This is a genomic window from Halomicrococcus pelagicus (genome assembly GCF_050954125.1).
Genome location: NZ_JBPBWC010000003.1, coordinates 220,470 through 236,495, shown reverse-complemented (window position 1 = coordinate 236,495; position 16,026 = coordinate 220,470). Strand labels below are relative to the sequence as shown.

Sequence of the window (16,026 nt, the reverse complement as noted above, 5' to 3'; positions counted from 1 at the left end):
GCGACTCGTAGGACGATGGTTCTCCCCGTCCCCCGACGCCGTCGAGAGCGACCCCCGCTCCTCCGGGAGTAGCGCTCCACTCACTCCGTTCGCTCCGGGAGGGCCGCCACGTCCTTGCTCGTCGGATGGTCCGGCAACTGCTCGATACAGGCGTAACAGAGGAAATGCTCGCTGCCGTCCTCGAACTCCAGGGTCATCCCGTCGGTCGTCTGCCCCCCGAACGACCAGAGATTGGCGATTCCTCCCGCGATGGACACCTCCGCCCCACAGCCGTCGCACGGGTCGGTCGTCATACCGTGCGCTACGCGCTGGACGAAAAAGAAGGCGCCGCCGAGCGACCGCCGTCGGACGGCGACGGATTCCCGGAAGCGAGACGGGGGCTACGAAATCCGCGCGTCGACGACGACGTGCCACACGCCCTCGCTGTGGCTCTTGACGCGCCGACGGTCGAGCACCTCGACCTCGCGCCCGCGCTCGCTCGCGGCCTCGCGGAGTCGACCGACCGGACGGTCCCAGAGGCGGTCCTCGGGCGTCGCCGCGTGGAAGTGAACGACGCCCCCGGGCTCCAGCGCGGCGAGCGCGACGTCGAGGTACTCGTGTGCCTCGCGGGACCGTCTCCCGTGCCCCTCCGAACGCGGTTCGGCGACGCCGTAGTAGCCCATGACGACGCGCTCGGCGCTGGCCGCCACGTCCCGGCAGTCCGCCCGGTAGGCGTCGACGCGGTCCTGGACCCCGTTCAGGACGGCGTTCTCGACGAGGAACCGGAACGCCGCCGGGTTGCGCTCGACCGCCGTCACCTCGGCCCCGGAGCGGGCCATCGGGAGCGTGAAGTAGCCGATGCCGGCGAACATGTCGAGGACGCGCTCGCCGTCGGCGACGACCTCGCCCATCCGGGCGCGCTCGCGTTTGTTGCCGGGCGAGAACATCACCTCCGCGAAGTCGAGGGCGTACTCCGTGCCGTGTTCGACGTGGACCGTCTCGGTGTCACCCTCGCCCGCGACGACGGTCACGTCGGGTTCGCGGTGTTCGCCGGAAATGCCGCCGCGCGCGAGGACGGTGTCGGCCTCGCCGTGGAGTTCGAGCAGCGCCTCGCCGACCGCCTCGCGGCGCTGGCAGTCGCCGAACTCCACGAGTATCACGGTGCCGACGACCGCCCACGACCCCGGCGCGCGCGCCACCTCGTCCTCGGACCAGCCGCGCGCCCGAAGACGCGCTTCGAGGTCCGGCAGGCGAGGTTCGGGAGCGACCTGCTCGACCACGTCGCAGACCGGGGTCTCCGTCGGCCGCTCGACGACCGGAAGTTCGACCGTCTCGGCGTCGCGCTCGCGGACCTTCCGCGAGTCGTCGTAGACGCCCTCCGCGTCGAGGGCGGCGATGGCGTCCTCGGCGCGGGGCTTCTCGACGACGGCGGCGAGCGCCGGGTCGTCCTCGGCGGCGTCGCCACCGTCCCGGTCGGGGGCGTCGCGGTCGAGGCCTTCGGTCATCCGCTCTCCCTGGACTCGTCGGGGAGGACGTGCAGTCCCGCGCGACTCTTCAGCACCGGGACGCTGTCGGCGTCCGCGTCGAGGTAGTCGGGGCGCGCGACCGTCTTCGTCCGGTAGGTCTCGGGGTCGAGCACCTGGACGGCGTGTTCGTCCTCGGTCGCGACCAGCGTCGTCTCCTCGGCGTCCTCGACGCGGCCGAGCTTCCGCGGCTCGGGCGCGTCGTCGTCGTCGAAGCGCAGTTCGAACGGTTCGCCCGTCGTGAGCCGTCGGCCCTTGAGGTTGCTCCGGACGCTCCTGACCAGGACGGGACCCCCCTCGTCCCGGGGGTCGATGACGTCGCCCGGCGTGAACGGGGGGAGCCGGACGGCGTACGTGACCCGGTACACCTCGTTGCCGTCCTCGTCCTCGGTCACCAGGGTTTCCGAATCGGAGAAGTCACCGCCGAACTCCTCGATCAGCTTGCTCGCTATCTTCTTGCCGATGTTCGTCGTCGACACCTTCAGGTCGAGACCGTCCTCGGTCTCGCTCACGTCGGTGACGAAGGCGTCGCGGTCGCCCGTGGCCTCCATCTCCTCGACTATCTCGGTCGCTATCTCGCGGGCGCGCTCCGTCTCCTCGGCGGTCGGCGTGCGCCCGACCGCCCGGACCTGGACCGTGCTGGCGTAGTAGTCGCCGGCGATGCGACCGCAGCGGGTGCAGGTCTGGCGGGATATTTTGACCGGCACGGTGACGTCCTCCTCGACGACTGTGCCCCGAACGACGCCGGAGAAGTACGAGTGCATCCGGATGGTGTTCTGGTCGACCTGCTCGGGATCGACCTGCCAGGAGACGTCGTCTGCGTCGACGTGGACGCCGAGCGCGTCGCTGACCTCCTCGATGGCGACGTCGGTGTAGTCGCGCGCGCCGACGTCCACCCAGCGGTTGCCGCGGTGGACCGCGCCACACTGCGCGCAGACCCGTACCTCGATGCGCTCGGGGGCGTCCACCAGGTCGAAGCGGTCGAAGTAACAGGAGTCACAGAGCTTCCGCTCGCGCCGGGTGGCGGCCCCGGGGTACGCCCGGGTCGAACGGTCGACCTCGATGGGGTCCCCGCAGTTCGGGCAGAATTCGCCAGACTCGCTCATTGACGGGCCTAGGGCGTTCTCGCTTTTAAAGCTGAAGAACGGCACCGCGGAGACGACCCGTGGCGGTTTTGGGGACTCGCGCCGTCGGACCGGCCATGGACCGCCCGCTCGTCGCGCTCGTGATGGCCGGCGGCACGGGGACGCGGCTCTACCCGGCCAGCCGGAGCGACCGCCCGAAGCAGTTCCTCCCGCTCGGCGACGGCGACGCCTCCCTCCTCGCCGACACCGTCTCCCGGGCGGGGTTCGCCGACGAGACGTTCGTCTGCACCGCGCCGGAACACGAGGCCAGCGTCCGCGAGCACGCGCCGACTGCCGGCGTGCTGGTCGAACCCGAACCGAAGGACACCGGGCCGGCGCTCGTCTACGCCGCCCACCGGATTCGCGAGCAGGTCGGCGACTGCGCGCTCGTCTGCCTGCCGAGCGACCACCACGTCGCGGGCGAGTTCGCGCCGACCGCCCGCCGCGCCGCGGAAGTCGCCGTCGACACGGCGGGGCTGGTCACGGTCGGCGTCGAACCGACCCGACCGGCGACCGGTTATGGGTACGTCGAGCCGGGAGCCGACCGCGGTGACCACTTCGAGGTCGCGCAGTTCAGGGAGAAACCCGACGCGGAGACCGCCGAGCGGCTGGTCGAGCGCGGCTGCTACTGGAACGCGGGGCTGTTCGCGTGGACGCCGTCCGCGTTCCTCCGGGAGGCGCGCGACTCGCCGCTCGCGCCGCTCGTCGAGCGCCTGGACGCCGGCGAGCCGGACGCGGGGTTCGCCGCGGCCGACCCGGTGAGCGTCGACTACGCGGTGCTGGAGCGGGCCGACGACGTGTACGTGGTGCCCGCGGGGTTCGAGTGGGACGACCTCGGCTCCTGGGACGCGCTGGAGCGAGTGCGCCACTCGGACGGGGAGAACGTCGTCCTGAGCGACGCGCTGACGATCGACGCCGAGGGGAACGTCGTCGCGGGGGACCACCACGTCAGCCTCGTCGGCGTCTCCGACTTCGTCGTGGCGGCGTACGACGACCGCGTGCTCGTCGTGCCGAAGGAGGAGGCCCAGCGCGTGCGCGAGGTCGTGGCGAGGCTCCGCGAGGATGACCGGTTCTGACCGTCGCTGGCCGTCGCTGGCCGTCAGCTTTCTTCCTCTCAGCGGCGAACGACTTTACATGGGAGACGTACCAGACGTCGAAGCGGTGGAGACGGAAGACGAGTACATCCACGTCCGGTTCCGCGACCCGGACGAGTTCGACACCATCCGGACGCCGGACTGGGCGGAGAACCCGGCCCAGGACGTCTCAGAGGGAGCCGAGGTCCGGACCGGACAGGAGGAGGACAGCGACGAGTGGGAGGTCCAGAGCGTACTGATAAAGAAGAGCGTCGGCGAGGACAAGGCCCGCGACCAGGCGAAGGAGATAGTCGACAAGATAAACGACTGACGCCCCCGGACGTCGCTCGGCGATGCGCCCCTGGGGTACGGGCACGGACGCCCTCGTGGAACGGTCGGCGAGCGCCGTTGCCCGTCAGCTGCGCAGGCGACCGCCGTCGACGGGCACGGCGGCGCCGTTGACGAAGCTCGCGCGGTCGCTGGCAAGGAAGGAGACGGCGTCGCCGAGTTCCATCGGGTCACCGACGCGGTCCAGGGGGATGTCGCTGGCCCAGTCGTCCAGGCCGGCCTCGTAGGAGTCGTACTCGCCGCGGTCGAGGGCGGCCTCCACGAGTTCCTGAATGCGCGGCGTCTCGTGTGCGCCCGGGAGGACGGCGTTGACGCGCACGTCCGGCGCGAACTCGCGCGCCTGGGTCTTCACCAGTCCGATGACGCTCCGCCGGACGGCGTTCGAGAGGACGAGGCCGTCGATGGCCTCCCGGACGCTCGTCGACGTGATGCACGTGACGGAGCCGGCGTCGCTCTCGACGAGGTGCGGGTGGGCTCGGTCGGTTGCCCAGACGACGCTCATCACCAGCAGGTCGAAGGCCTCGTACCACTCGCGTTCGGTGGTGTCGAGGAACCGGCCGCTCGGCGGTCCGCCGGCGGACGTGACGAGGTGGTCGAGGCCGCCGAACGTCTCGACCGTCTCGTCGACCAGCGCCTCTATCTCGTCCGGGTCCGTGATGTCCGCCGGTATCGCCAGCACGTCGCCGTCACCCATATCGTCGACCACCGTCTCGGCGTCGGCGAGCGCCTCCTCGCCGCGAGCACAGATGGTCACGTTCGCTCCCTCGCGCGCCAGCGCCTTCGCGCTCGCGAGGCCGAGTCCGCTCGAACTCGCCGTCACGAGCGCCGCGTTGCCGTCCAGTTGCAGGTCCATGTCTCGCGATTCGGGACCGACCCTCAAATGTCCCGGGGACGCGGCGTCGCGCCGAACGGCCACCCACTCCGACGGCCGCCGGCTTTCCGACGAACGGAGGCCAGAAGCGTTACACCGCCTGGGGTCGTCGTCCAGTCCGCCCCAGGAGGGGGTGGAGGACACACAGATGGCACACCAGTTCGAATGCACACAGATGGACTGCGACTTCATGGTACGAGCGAACGACGAGAACGAGGTAATCGACATGGTCCAGGAGCACGCCCGCGAGAAGCACGGGATGTCCATGGACCGAAACGACGTCCAGAACGGGATACAGCAGGCCTGACCCGCGGATTCTTTTGTCTGGCTGGCGAAGGATTAAGTAGCTCCGGGAGCGTGGTGAAAGTGATGGCAGACGACCCGGAGGAGGGGATGTTGTCCTGGGACGAGACGGTGTTCCGGGACGAACACGTCTTCGAGATAGACTACGTCCCGGAGACGTTCGAACACCGCGAGTCCCAGATGCAGAGCCTGCAGTACGCGCTCAGGCCTGCCGTCCGGGGGTCCCGACCGCTGAACGTGATGGCGCACGGACCGCCCGGAACCGGCAAGACCACCGCCGTCCAGAAGCTGTTCGACGAACTGTCGGCCCAGACCGACGTCCGGACGGTGCGCGTCAACTGTCAGGTCGACTCGACGCGCTACTCCGTGTTCTCCCGCATCTTCGAGGGCATCTTCGAGTACGAGCCGCCCTCCTCCGGCATCTCGTTCAAGAAGCTGTTCCGCCAGATAACGGACAAGCTGGTCGAGGACGACGAGGTGCTCGTGGTCGCGCTCGACGACGTGAACTACCTCTTCTACGAGAACGAGGCCTCGGACACCCTCTACTCGCTGCTGCGCGCCCACGAGGCCCACAGCGGCGCGAAGATAGGCGTCATCGTCGTCTCCTCGGACCTCAACCTGGACGTCATCGAGGAACTGGACGGTCGGGTCCAGAGCGTCTTCCGCCCGGAGGACGTCTACTTCCCGGTGTACGACCCGAGCGAAATCGTCGACATCCTCGACGAGCGCGTCGAACGCGGCTTCCACGACGGCGTCATCTCCACCGAGGTGCTGGACGAGGTCGCCGAACTCACCGCCGAGAGCGGCGACCTGCGGGTCGGCATCGACCTGCTGCGCCGGGCGGGCCTGAACGCCGAGATGCGCGCCAGCCGCACCGTCAGCGTCGAGGACGTCGAGGAGGCCTACGAGAAATCGAAGTTCGTCCACCTCAGCCACAGCCTGCACGCGCTGAGCGACAACGAGGAGGCGCTGGTCCGGGTCATCGCGGAGCACGACGGCGAGCAGGCCGGCGACGTGTACGACGCGTTCCACGACCAGACGGAGCTCGGTTACACGCGCTACTCCGAGATAATCAACAAGCTGGACCAGCTCGGCGTCATCGACGCGACCTACACGAACGTCGACGGACGCGGCCGCTCGCGCACCCTCTCGCTGCGGTACGACCCCGAAGCCGTGCTGTCGCGCCTGGAGGAGTGAACCGGGCCAGAGCTCCTCGCCGGCCCGGAACCGCCACCGGCGACGGCGACGCGCTCCGTGCCCGGTCCCGGGACGGGGTGCCACGGGAGCGCGTCGGTCGGCGTTCCGAGGGCGTCAAGTGCGTCGGACTCCAAGCGAGAACAGCATGAGTGACGCAGACTCCGGTCCGCTGTCGCCCGACCGACCCGAAGCGGAGTCGGACTTCCGGGTGGACGCGCCGTTCGACCCGGCGGGCGACCAGCCGGAGGCCATCGAGCAACTCGCCGAGGGGTTCCGGCAGGGGATGGACAAACAGACGCTGCTCGGCGTCACGGGGTCGGGGAAGACCAACACCGTCTCGTGGCTCGTCGAGGAGATCGAGATGCCGACGCTGGTCATCGCGCACAACAAGACGCTCGCCGCCCAGCTGTACGAGGAGTTCCGGAACCTGTTCCCGGACAACGCCGTCGAGTACTTCGTCTCCTACTACGACTACTACCAGCCCGAGGCGTACGTCGAGCAGACCGACAAGTACATCGAGAAGGACGCCTCCATCAACGAGGAGATAGACCGCCTGCGCCACTCCGCGACGCGCTCGCTTCTGACCCGCGACGACGTCATCGTCGTCGCCTCGGTGTCGGCCATCTACGGTCTCGGCGACCCGCGCAACTACGAGGACATGAGCCTCCGCCTCGAAGTGGGCGACGAGGTGGGTCGCGACGAACTGCTCGCGCGCCTCGTCGACCTGAACTACGAGCGCAACGACGTGGACTTCACGCAGGGTACGTTCCGCGTCCGGGGCGATACCGTCGAGATATTCCCGATGTACGGCCGGTACGCCGTCCGCGTCGAACTCTGGGGCGACGAGATAGACCGGATGGTGAAGATAGATCCCCTCGAAGGCGAGGTCAAGTCCCAGGAACCCGCGGTGCTCGTCCACCCGGCGGAACACTACTCCATCCCCGAGCAGACGATGGAGCAGGCCATCGCGGAGATAGAGGAGGACCTCGAGGACCGCATCGGCTACTTCGAGCGCAAGGGCGACCTGGTCGCCGCCCAGCGCATCGAGGAGCGCACCACGTTCGACCTGGAGATGATGCGGGAGGCGGGCTACTGCTCCGGCATCGAGAACTACTCCGTCTACCTCAGCGACCGCGAGGTCGGCGACGCGCCGTTCACGTTGCTCGACTACTTCCCGGACGACTTCCTCACGGTCATCGACGAGTCCCACCAGACAGTCCCGCAAATAAAGGGCCAGTTCGCGGGCGACAAGTCCCGGAAGGACTCGCTGGTCGAGAACGGCTTCCGCCTGCCGACCGCGTACGACAACCGCCCGCTCACGTTCGAGGAGTTCGAGGGGAAGACCGACAAGACGCTGTACGTCTCCGCCACGCCGAGCGACTACGAGCGCGAGGAGGGCGAGCAGGTGGTCGAACAGATCGTTCGTCCCACGCACCTCGTCGACCCCGCGGTGACGGTGACGGACGCCTCCGGCCAGATAGACGACCTGATGGACCGCATCGACCGCCGCGTCGAGAACGACGAGCGCGTGCTCGTCACCACACTGACGAAGCGCATGGCCGAGGACCTCACGGAGTACTTAGAAGAGGCCGGCGTCGCGGTCGAGTACATGCATGACGAGACCGACACCCTGGAGCGACACGAGCTCGTCCGGGGACTCCGCCTCGGCGAGTTCGACGTGCTCGTCGGCATCAACCTCCTCCGGGAGGGACTGGACATCCCCGAGGTCTCCCTCGTCGCCATCCTCGACGCCGACCAGGAGGGGTTCCTGCGCTCGGAGACGTCGCTCGTCCAGACGATGGGCCGGGCGGCCCGGAACGTCGAGGGCGAGGTCGTGCTGTACGCCGACGAGACGACCGACGCGATGGCGGACGCCATCGAGGAGACGCGCCGCCGCCGTCGCATCCAGCGGGAGTACAACGAGGAGCACGGCTTCGAACCCCAGACCATCGACAAGGAGGTGTCGGAGGCGAACCTGCCGGGGAGCAAGACCGACACGTCCGGGGTCGTCGGCGGCGAACCGGAGACCGAGGACGAGGCCGAGCGCCGCGTCGCGGAACTCGAAGAGCGCATGGACGAGGCCGCGAACAACCTGGAGTTCGAACTCGCCGCCGACATCCGCGACCGCATCCGGGAACTGCGCGAGGAGTTCGACCTCGACGTCGACGTCGGCGACGAGGGCGGCGTGCCCGAACCGGACGTCGAGTTCTGACTCCGGTTTCCGCGGTCGCCGGCGCCGGTCGACCCGCCGACGAACGTCCACGTGCGCGGCGAGAACAGCCCGAGAACCAACATCAACAATAATGACAGCCGTCTGTGAAGACAAATCTTTTGAACGGCGGCCGCTTCAGCGGTCGTCACTGTGACTCGACTCGACGCGTCCGCGCGAGTGACCACGTTCGACCGCCTGCGCCACCCACCCGGAGGAGCGTCCTGAATGGCGCTCCCGCTCGGATTCTCGCCTGTCGGTCTAGCCACGTTCGTTCTCCTGACGTTCGTCATCTGCACCACGGTCAACACCTTCGCGATGGAGGCGGCGGTGCTCTTCGTTCCCGCCTTCCTGTTCGTCTACCCGGAGGTAGTCCCGGCGTTCCCGAACGTCCCGCTCCAGGCCGCCATCGGTCTCGCGCTGTTCGTCGAACTGTTCGGCTACTCGAGCAGCGTCAGCGCCTACTGGTTCCGCGGACAGGTCGACCTCGACACGGTGAAGGCCATCCTCGCGGTCAGCGTCCCGGTGGCCGTCCTGGGTCGGGCGATGTCCTACCTCGCCCCGCCGGCGCTGCTAAAGATGCTGTTCGGCGGAATGTTGCTCGTGCTCTCGGCCATCCTCTTCGAGACGCACCGGGAAGGGTCGTCGATTCCCGACTGGCTCATCCACCCCCGATTCGCACGTATCGTGCCCGATCGCGACGACGGTCCGGAACGCACGGACGGCGGGGTTACTGTCGCTCGGTTCGACTGGTTCGACCGCACCATCGCGGGCATCGGCGGCGCGATGGCGGGCCTCGTCGGTATCGCCATCGGCGAACTCTCCCAGACGCTGCTGACGGTCCGCAAGCGCGTCCCTATCCGTCTCTCGACGGGGACGAGCGCGTTCGTCCTGCACGGCACCATCGTCGCCGCGCTCACCACGAACCTCGTTCTGCTACAGTACGGCCCGTCGTGGCTCTCTGGCCACGACTTCACGGTTCCGTTCGGGTTCGGTCTCGTCGCCGGACTGACCTGTCTCGTCGGCGGTCAGACGGGTGCCTTCCTCAACAGCCGCATTCCCGAGGAGCGAACGCTACAGGCTATGACGGTAGTCTACTCGCTCGTAGGGTCGTTCACCATACTCCGCATCCTCTTTCTCGGCTAGCGGTCCCGTCCACGATATCGTCGTCGAGCGCGGCACGCTCGCGACGGTTTTATTTCGGGAGCAACCGACCGACGTGCATGGACGGCACTGGCGATGTCGAAGCGATTCACGTCGCCCCGGAGTCCGGGGCGGCGACGGAACGGACCGAGCGGGTCGAAACGGTGGCGGGGGCCGGTCTCCGCGGCGACCGCCACTTCGACCCCGACTCGGCGGACGGCGACGTCACGCTCATCGAGGCCGAAACGCTGGCGGCGGTCGAGTCGGAGGCCGGAATCGCCCTCGACGACGGCGCGCACCGCCGCAACGTGACGACCCGTGACGCGGCGCTGAACCACCTCGTCGGCGAGCGGTTCCGGGTCGGCGACGCGGTCTGTGAGGGCGTCGAGCTCTGCGAGCCCTGCTCGCACCTCGAATCGCTGACCGAGGACGGCGCGCTCGCCGCGCTGGTCCACCGCGGCGGCCTCCGGGCGGTCGTCGTCGAGTCCGGCGAGATTCGCACGGGCGACCTCGTCGAGTCGCTCTGACCTACCGGCGGAGCACGCGCCCGAACCACGAGCGGTGGTCGGCCACCCAGCGGTACAGTGGTTCGCGGACGCGCTCGCGCGCGCTCGACGGGAGCAGTCGGAACAGGTCGGCGGCGTCCCCGCCGACGGAATCGGTGCGCGCGAGTATCTCTTCAGTGGCCTCGCCGCAGGAGTAGACGCGGTCGTCGACCAGCAGGTGGACGCAGCGGTCGTACTCCGACGGTAAGCGGGCGCGCTGGTCGGCGTCGAGCGCCGAGAATCCGACGAGGTCGAACTCGCCGTGCTCGTCCGCGTACTCGGCCGCCCACGTGCAAAAGCCGCAGTCGTCGTCGTAGACGATGAGCGGTCGGGTCACGGGAGACGTTCGTCTGCCGTCCGGAAACGAGTTAGGGTCCGCCTACTTTCCGAGGTAGCAGGGTGCATAGCACGCCGGCACGTCGGAACTCTTCTACAGGAACGACTGTACTAAAATCGCTTACATAGGCTTTATTTAGAAGTTAGTATATAAATTACCCATGTTCCGTAGAAGATTTCTGGCGGCGACCGGGACTACCCTCGCGGGGGTGGCCCTGGCGGGCTGTTCGGGCTCTGAACCGGGCGACGGTGGGGAGCAGGGGACGACGAGCGCGACGACCGAAGGGGGAGGTGGAACCGACGACCGGACGAGCGAGTCGACCGAATCCACGGAGACGAGCCGTCCCGAGGTCTCGTTCGACCTCGCATCGTTCGAGGCCCCGAAGGAGGCCGCAATGGGCGAACCGCTCCCGCTGAAGGTGGTCATCGAGAACACCGGGGACCGCCCGGCGGCGTTCAGTTCCCCGATTCGGTTGTCCGGCAGCGGCGGCGGCTGGCACACGGCGGCCACGATTCAGACGGAGGTCATCGAACCGGGGAAGCGAGCGACCTGGTCGACCGAGTACACCCACCCGTACAGCGGCACCGCGAACTTCCGAATACCGAAGCTCCAGCGGGCGTTCTCCGTCGACGTCAGTCCGAAGACCCTCTCGTTCGGCGGGACGCACGTCGTCCCGACCGACTTCGCGTTCACCGTCCGCGACGTGTCGCTGACCGACAGCTACCGGTACGAGCGCTCGAACGGGAGCACGACCGAGGTGTCGGCCGGCTCCGGTTCGCAGTGGGCGTTCGTCCACGTCGCCGCCGAGAACAGGGCCGACTACGCCCAGCGGCCGCCGTCTCGCAGCGGCGTCTCGCTTCTCGTCGGGTCGAGCGGAACGACGCTGTCGCCGGCCGGCATCCCCAGGGAGCGCGGACGATACCCGCCGCCCCTGGACGACTCCGGAACGACGACCACGACGACGTCCGGCTCCGAGGGCCTCGAACCGGGCGGGACCGCGAGCGGGTGGATAGCGTACGAGGTTCCGGCCGACCGCTCGGTGAGCGACCTCGTCGTCCAGTGGCGGGAGGGCGACGGAGTCGGCCGCTGGACCGTCCGGTGGGTGGCCTGACTCGCTCTTCTAGTTCCAGGGGGCCGCGTCGGGGTCGACGAGGCGCTCCTCGCGGTCGATGGCGTCTATCGTCGCCACATCCTCCGCGTCGAGGTCGGGCACGTCGAGGTTCGCCCGGAGGTGTTCCTCGCCCGTCGCCTTCGGGATGGGGACGACCGTCTCCTTCGACTGGAGCCACGCGAGGCTGACCTGCGTCGGCGTGGCGTCGTATTCGGCGGCCACCTCGCGCAGTTCCGGCACGTCGCCCGCCTCGCCCCGCATCAGCGGTGCGTACGCGACCAGGGTGAGGTCGTGCTCGCGGGCGTAAGCCCGGAGGTCGTCCTGCTGGAAGAGCGGATGGAGCTCGACCTGGTTGGCGACGACGGGCGCGTCCAGCGTCTCGCGCGCCTCGTCCAGCAACGCTGGCGTGAAGTTACTCACGGCGGCGTGACGCGTCGCCCCCGCCTCGCGGAGGTCGTCGAACGCCGGCAGGGTCGTCTCGGGGTCGTAGGCGTCCATCGGCCAGTGGACGTACAGCAGGTCGACGGCGTCGACGCCGAGTCGGTCGAGACTCGCCTCGGTCGTCTCGCGCACGTCGTCGGGCGCGAGGTTCTCCGGGTGGACCTTCGTCGCCAGGAAGACGTCCTCGCGGTCGACCGCCGAGCGCTCGATGCCCTCGCCGACCGCCGCCTCGTTGTCGTACATCTGCGCGGTGTCGACGTGCCGGTAGCCCATCTCCAGGGCGGTCGCCACCGTCTCGGCGCACTGCTCGCCGTCGTTGCCCGACGTTCCCAGGCCGGGACTCGGAATCGCTGGCATGGTTCGTGACAGGACCAGCGGGCGCAAAAAGGTCGGCGTAGCGGTAGGACGGACGGCGACAACGGCGTCTACGCCGCGCTACTGAACCAGGGGCTGTCGGGGACCCCGAAGCGAGTGGTGCTCGCGGTCCTCGTGCTCGCGGGCGGGGCGCTGATAGCGCAGGGAACCTACGTCGCGTTCGTCATGGCGGGGGTGGCGTGACGAGCGGGCGAGCGGACCGCCTCGGGCGTCGAGACGGCTTCTGTGAGGGGTTCGATAGCGGCGCGTTCGATTACCGGCGCTCGAACGTTATCGCCGCGCCCTGGCCGAAGCCGACGCAGAGCGTCGCCAGGCCCTTCTCGGCGTCGCGCTTCTCCATCTCGTGGACGAGCGTCACGGGCAGGCGCGCGCCGGAGGCGCCCAGGGGGTGACCGAGGGCGATGGCCCCGCCGTTGACGTTGAACCTGTCCTCGGGAACGCCGAGCTGGTTCCGGGCGTACACCGTCTGGCTGGCGAACGCCTCGTTCAGCTCCACGAGGTCGAAGTCGTCGATGTCCTCGCCCGTGCGCTCCAGCAGGCCGCGCGTCGCCGGCACCGGTCCGATGCCCATCACGGTCGGGTCGACGCCCGCGACGTTGTTGTCGCCGACGTAGGCCATGACGTCCAGACCGTGGTCCTCGGCGAACGCCTCGCTGGTGACGAGCGTGGCCGACGCGCCGTCGGATATCTGCGAGGAGTTGCCCGGCGTGACGGTCCCGTCGCTCTTGAACACCGTCGGAAGCTGGGAGAGAGCGTCCATGCTCGTGTCCGGGCGGATGCCCTCGTCCTCCTCCACGAGGCCGTCGTCGGTCTCGATGGGGACGATTTCGTCGTCGAAGCGGCCGGACTCGGTCGCCTCGGCCGCGCGCCGGTGGCTCTGGAGCGCGTACTCGTCCTGGGCCTCGCGGGAGACGTCGTACTCCTCGGCGACCTTCTCGGCGGTCATCCCCATCTGGAGTTCGCCGACGTTGTAGTGTTCGGAGAGCCGCGGGTGGACGCTGCCGTAGCTCTGGCTCATCGAGACGCGGGACATGTTCTCGACGCCGCCCGCGACGACGGCTTCGCGCTGGCCGGCACGGATGGCGTCGCTCGCGCTGATGATGGCCTGCATCGAGGACGCACACCAGCGGTTGATGCTCGCCGCGGGCACCTCCTCGCCGAGGTCGGAGAGCAGCGCGATGACCCGCGCGACGTTGTTGTCCTGTTCGCCGCGCTGCTGGGCGACCCCCCACATCAGGTCGTCGACGTGGTCGCTCGTCAGCCCAGTCTCCCCGAGGATGGTGTTCACGAGCGGAATCGAGAGGTCTTCGCTACGCGTGTCGGCGAAAACGCCGTCTTCCTTACCTTGCGGCGTTCGCACTGCCTTCGCGATGACTGGAACGGTCTCACTTGCCATGCAAGCCCCTAGTAGCTCGTGGCTCTTAAGTGGCGGTTGAACGCGAGTAAACGAGAAACGATTTGAAAGTTCATATACAGGATGCGTTCAGAAACTATTTGTCGCGCGGAGGTCCATAGCGTCTGTAACCCCCTCCAATGTCAGGCTCCGACGCCACGCAGTCCCATTCCGGGTCGTTCGCCGCCAGCGACGCGACCGGGATGCTCGAACGGTTCACCCACCCCGTGCCCCTCGTCGGCCTCGTCACGGTGTTCGCGCTCGCGCTCCGCCTCGTCGGCCTCGGGACGCGCGTCGCCCACCAGGACGAGGCGCGAGTCGCCTACTGGATTGCCCGCTACGTCGAGACGGGAATCTGGTCCTACCGCCCCATCGTCCACGGTCCCTTCCTCGTCCACGTCAACTCCGTCCTCTTCTCGCTGTTCGGCGCGAGCGACTTCACCATGCGGCTTATCGTCGCGCTCGCGGGCGGTCTGCTCCCCCTCTCCGCGCTCCTCTTCCGCCGGCGGCTGCGCGACTCCGAGACGGTCGCGCTCGCGCTGTTGCTCGCCACGAACCCCATCCTGCTGTACTACTCGCGGTTCATGCGCAACGACGTGTTGCTCGCGGCCGCGATGCTGTTCGCACTCGGCTTCTTCGTCCGGGCGTACGACGCCGGCGGGACGCGCCGCGCCGGCTACTTCTTCGTCGGCGTCGCCTGCTTCGCGCTCGGGTTCACGATGAAGGAGAACGCCCTGCTGTACGCCGCCTGCTGGGGCGGCGCGGCCGTGCTGCTGTACGACCACCGGCTGTTCCTCCGGCGCGTCGGCAACGACGGCGTCGCCGCCGCGTTCCCCGACTGGTCGCGCAGCGGCGCGTCCCGACTCCGCGACGGCGACCGCTCCGTGCTCCGCAGACCCCTCGTCTACCTCGGCGTCGGCCTGCTCGGTGTCCTCGAGTTCTTCGCCATCATCGTCTTCTTCTACGCCCCGCGCTCGCAGGGGCAGGCCGGCCCCGGCCTCTGGAAGGCCCTCGGACGGGGTGACGCCTGGATGTTCCTCGCTGTCGTCGACGAGGCCATCTTCGGCACGTGGCGGGAGTTCATGGGGAGCTGGGCCGGCGGTCACCAGAGCCATCCGTACCTCCCCTTCCTCGAACACCACCTCGGCGTCATCAAGGTCGGCGCGCTCGCGCTCGTCGTCCTCGCCGTCGTCGGCTTCCTCGTCGACCGCTACTCCGGCGAGCGTCCGAGCGACCTCGTCTCCTTCGGCTTCTACTGGGGCTTCGCCAGCGTGCTCGGCTACCCCCTCGTGATGGACATCAAGGCCGCGTGGGCGGTCGTCCACGTCGTCGTCCCGCTCGCGATTCCGGCCGCCGTGGCGCTCGCGCTCGTCTTCCGCTGGGGCTGGGAAGGGCACCAGCGCGACGACGACCTCAGCGTCGTCGCCGCCGTACTGCTGCTGTTGCTCGTCGGTGCGCAGGTCGGGACGGCCGCGTACTCCACCACCTACCAGCATCCCCAGAGCCCGGACAACGAACTCGTCCAGTACGCCCAGTCCTCGACGGAGATGGACGCCCTGCTCTCCGACCTCCAGGACGTCGCCCGGGAGAACGAGGGGACGGACGTGCTCTACTACGGCGAGAAGTTCTACGCGGGCAACGAGGCGGGCCACGACGTGCCGCCCGCCACCGGTGGCTGGTTCGCCCGCCTCCCGCTGGAGTGGTACTTCGAGGCCGCCGACGCCGAAGTGACGAGCACGAGAGACCCCAGCGACCTGGTCGGCGAGAAGCCGCCCATCGTCGTCGCGCTCGGCGACGCGTCGACCTGCGACAGCGAGGAGGACGTCGCCGACGACGTCGACCGCTACATGAAGGGATACGTCCGCTACGACGTCCAGCGGTTCGGATACGACAGCGGCTGTACCGTCAGCAGCGTCGTCATCTTCGTGGACCAGGACGCACTGCCCGCGGACGCGCCGAAACCCGGCACGTTCGGCTGAGACGCTGCCGAACCGCTCGAATCGGCCGTCGGCGACCGGACTCGTCTGCGTTCGACGCGCTTATCCTTCTGTAGC

The 16,026-nt window shown here is 68.7% G+C and carries 16 protein-coding genes and 1 pseudogene; 10 read left to right on the top strand and 7 right to left on the bottom strand.

What is annotated here, in order from left to right; all coding sequences use genetic code 11:
• Positions 1 to 80 precede the first annotated feature (80 nt).
• The 3 genes from ACRYA2_RS08855 to ACRYA2_RS08845 all read right to left on the bottom strand — a co-directional run bounded on the left by ACRYA2_RS08855 (position 81) and on the right by ACRYA2_RS08845 (position 2,608).
• On the bottom strand, positions 81 to 293 hold the full coding sequence (locus tag ACRYA2_RS08855) for a DUF7561 family protein (protein WP_433626652.1): 213 nt from the start codon (positions 291 to 293) through the stop codon (positions 81 to 83).
• A gap of 87 nt (positions 294 to 380) precedes the next feature.
• Positions 381 to 1,484 (bottom strand): class I SAM-dependent methyltransferase, encoded by a 1,104-nt coding sequence (locus tag ACRYA2_RS08850; protein ID WP_433626650.1) that lies wholly within the window; start codon positions 1,482 to 1,484, stop codon positions 381 to 383.
• Positions 1,481 to 2,608: a 60S ribosomal export protein NMD3 gene (locus tag ACRYA2_RS08845; RefSeq protein WP_433626647.1), complete on the bottom strand. Its 1,128-nt coding sequence runs from the start codon at positions 2,606 to 2,608 to the stop codon at positions 1,481 to 1,483. The genes ACRYA2_RS08850 and ACRYA2_RS08845 overlap by 4 nt, the downstream gene beginning before the upstream one ends.
• Before the next feature lie 95 nt (positions 2,609 to 2,703).
• Here ACRYA2_RS08845 and ACRYA2_RS08840 point away from each other — a divergent pair, with 95 nt between their 5' ends.
• Positions 2,704 to 3,702, top strand: coding sequence for a mannose-1-phosphate guanylyltransferase (locus ACRYA2_RS08840; protein ID WP_433626644.1), 999 nt, complete (start codon positions 2,704 to 2,706; stop codon positions 3,700 to 3,702).
• Positions 3,703 to 3,760: 58 nt separating this feature from the next.
• Positions 3,761 to 4,030 carry a hypothetical protein gene (locus ACRYA2_RS08835; RefSeq protein ID WP_433626642.1) on the top strand — a complete coding sequence of 90 codons (270 nt, stop codon included), beginning with the start codon at positions 3,761 to 3,763 and terminating at the stop codon, positions 4,028 to 4,030.
• Between the two features lie 84 nt (positions 4,031 to 4,114).
• Here the strand turns inward: ACRYA2_RS08835 and ACRYA2_RS08830 are convergent, their stop codons facing one another.
• The gene (locus tag ACRYA2_RS08830; protein WP_433626640.1) at positions 4,115 to 4,900 is read right to left on the bottom strand and encodes an SDR family oxidoreductase; all 786 of its coding nucleotides are present in this window, start codon (positions 4,898 to 4,900) and stop codon (positions 4,115 to 4,117) included.
• Positions 4,901 to 5,066: 166 nt separating this feature from the next.
• On the opposite strand from ACRYA2_RS08830, the gene ACRYA2_RS08825 reads away from it, so the two are divergent.
• The 5 genes from ACRYA2_RS08825 to ACRYA2_RS08805 all read left to right on the top strand — a co-directional run bounded on the left by ACRYA2_RS08825 (position 5,067) and on the right by ACRYA2_RS08805 (position 10,297).
• A complete protein-coding gene (locus tag ACRYA2_RS08825) occupies positions 5,067 to 5,225 on the top strand; it encodes a DUF1059 domain-containing protein (protein ID WP_113274880.1) in 159 nt (52 codons plus the stop codon).
• Positions 5,226 to 5,287: 62 nt separating this feature from the next.
• Complete coding sequence (locus ACRYA2_RS08820) at positions 5,288 to 6,418, top strand: ORC1-type DNA replication protein (RefSeq protein WP_113274879.1); 1,131 nt, start codon at positions 5,288 to 5,290, stop codon at positions 6,416 to 6,418.
• 145 nt (positions 6,419 to 6,563) lie between these two features.
• Positions 6,564 to 8,630 carry an excinuclease ABC subunit UvrB gene (uvrB, locus tag ACRYA2_RS08815; RefSeq protein WP_433626636.1) on the top strand — a complete coding sequence of 689 codons (2,067 nt, stop codon included), beginning with the start codon at positions 6,564 to 6,566 and terminating at the stop codon, positions 8,628 to 8,630.
• A 225-nt stretch (positions 8,631 to 8,855) separates the two neighbouring features.
• A complete protein-coding gene (locus tag ACRYA2_RS08810) occupies positions 8,856 to 9,773 on the top strand; it encodes a sulfite exporter TauE/SafE family protein (RefSeq protein WP_433626634.1) in 918 nt (305 codons plus the stop codon).
• Positions 9,774 to 9,850: 77 nt separating this feature from the next.
• Positions 9,851 to 10,297, top strand: a complete 447-nt coding sequence (locus tag ACRYA2_RS08805) for an MOSC domain-containing protein (protein WP_433626631.1) — start codon at positions 9,851 to 9,853, stop codon at positions 10,295 to 10,297.
• A gap of 1 nt (position 10,298) precedes the next feature.
• On the opposite strand, the gene ACRYA2_RS08800 is transcribed toward ACRYA2_RS08805, so the two are convergent.
• A complete protein-coding gene (locus tag ACRYA2_RS08800; RefSeq protein WP_433626628.1) occupies positions 10,299 to 10,652 on the bottom strand; it encodes a thiol-disulfide oxidoreductase DCC family protein in 354 nt (117 codons plus the stop codon).
• A 160-nt stretch (positions 10,653 to 10,812) separates the two neighbouring features.
• Here ACRYA2_RS08800 and ACRYA2_RS08795 point away from each other — a divergent pair, with 160 nt between their 5' ends.
• Entirely contained in the window at positions 10,813 to 11,763 is a 951-nt protein-coding gene (locus ACRYA2_RS08795; protein ID WP_433626625.1) for a DUF4352 domain-containing protein, read from the top strand.
• A 9-nt stretch (positions 11,764 to 11,772) separates the two neighbouring features.
• Here ACRYA2_RS08795 and ACRYA2_RS08790 read toward each other — a convergent pair whose 3' ends face one another.
• Positions 11,773 to 12,561, bottom strand: a complete 789-nt coding sequence (locus ACRYA2_RS08790; RefSeq protein WP_433626623.1) for an aldo/keto reductase — start codon at positions 12,559 to 12,561, stop codon at positions 11,773 to 11,775.
• A 51-nt stretch (positions 12,562 to 12,612) separates the two neighbouring features.
• Between ACRYA2_RS08790 and ACRYA2_RS08785 the strand changes: the two are divergent.
• Positions 12,613 to 12,762 (top strand): annotated as a pseudogene (locus ACRYA2_RS08785) (succinate dehydrogenase/fumarate reductase transmembrane subunit); the annotation flags it as partial.
• Positions 12,763 to 12,832: 70 nt separating this feature from the next.
• On the opposite strand, the gene ACRYA2_RS08780 reads toward ACRYA2_RS08785, so the two are convergent.
• The gene (locus ACRYA2_RS08780; protein WP_433626621.1) at positions 12,833 to 13,975 is read right to left on the bottom strand and encodes a thiolase family protein; all 1,143 of its coding nucleotides are present in this window, start codon (positions 13,973 to 13,975) and stop codon (positions 12,833 to 12,835) included.
• Positions 13,976 to 14,112: 137 nt separating this feature from the next.
• On the opposite strand from ACRYA2_RS08780, the gene ACRYA2_RS08775 reads away from it, so the two are divergent.
• Positions 14,113 to 15,951, top strand: coding sequence for a flippase activity-associated protein Agl23 (locus ACRYA2_RS08775; protein WP_433626618.1), 1,839 nt, complete (start codon positions 14,113 to 14,115; stop codon positions 15,949 to 15,951).
• The last annotated feature ends 75 nt before the right edge of the window (positions 15,952 to 16,026 follow it).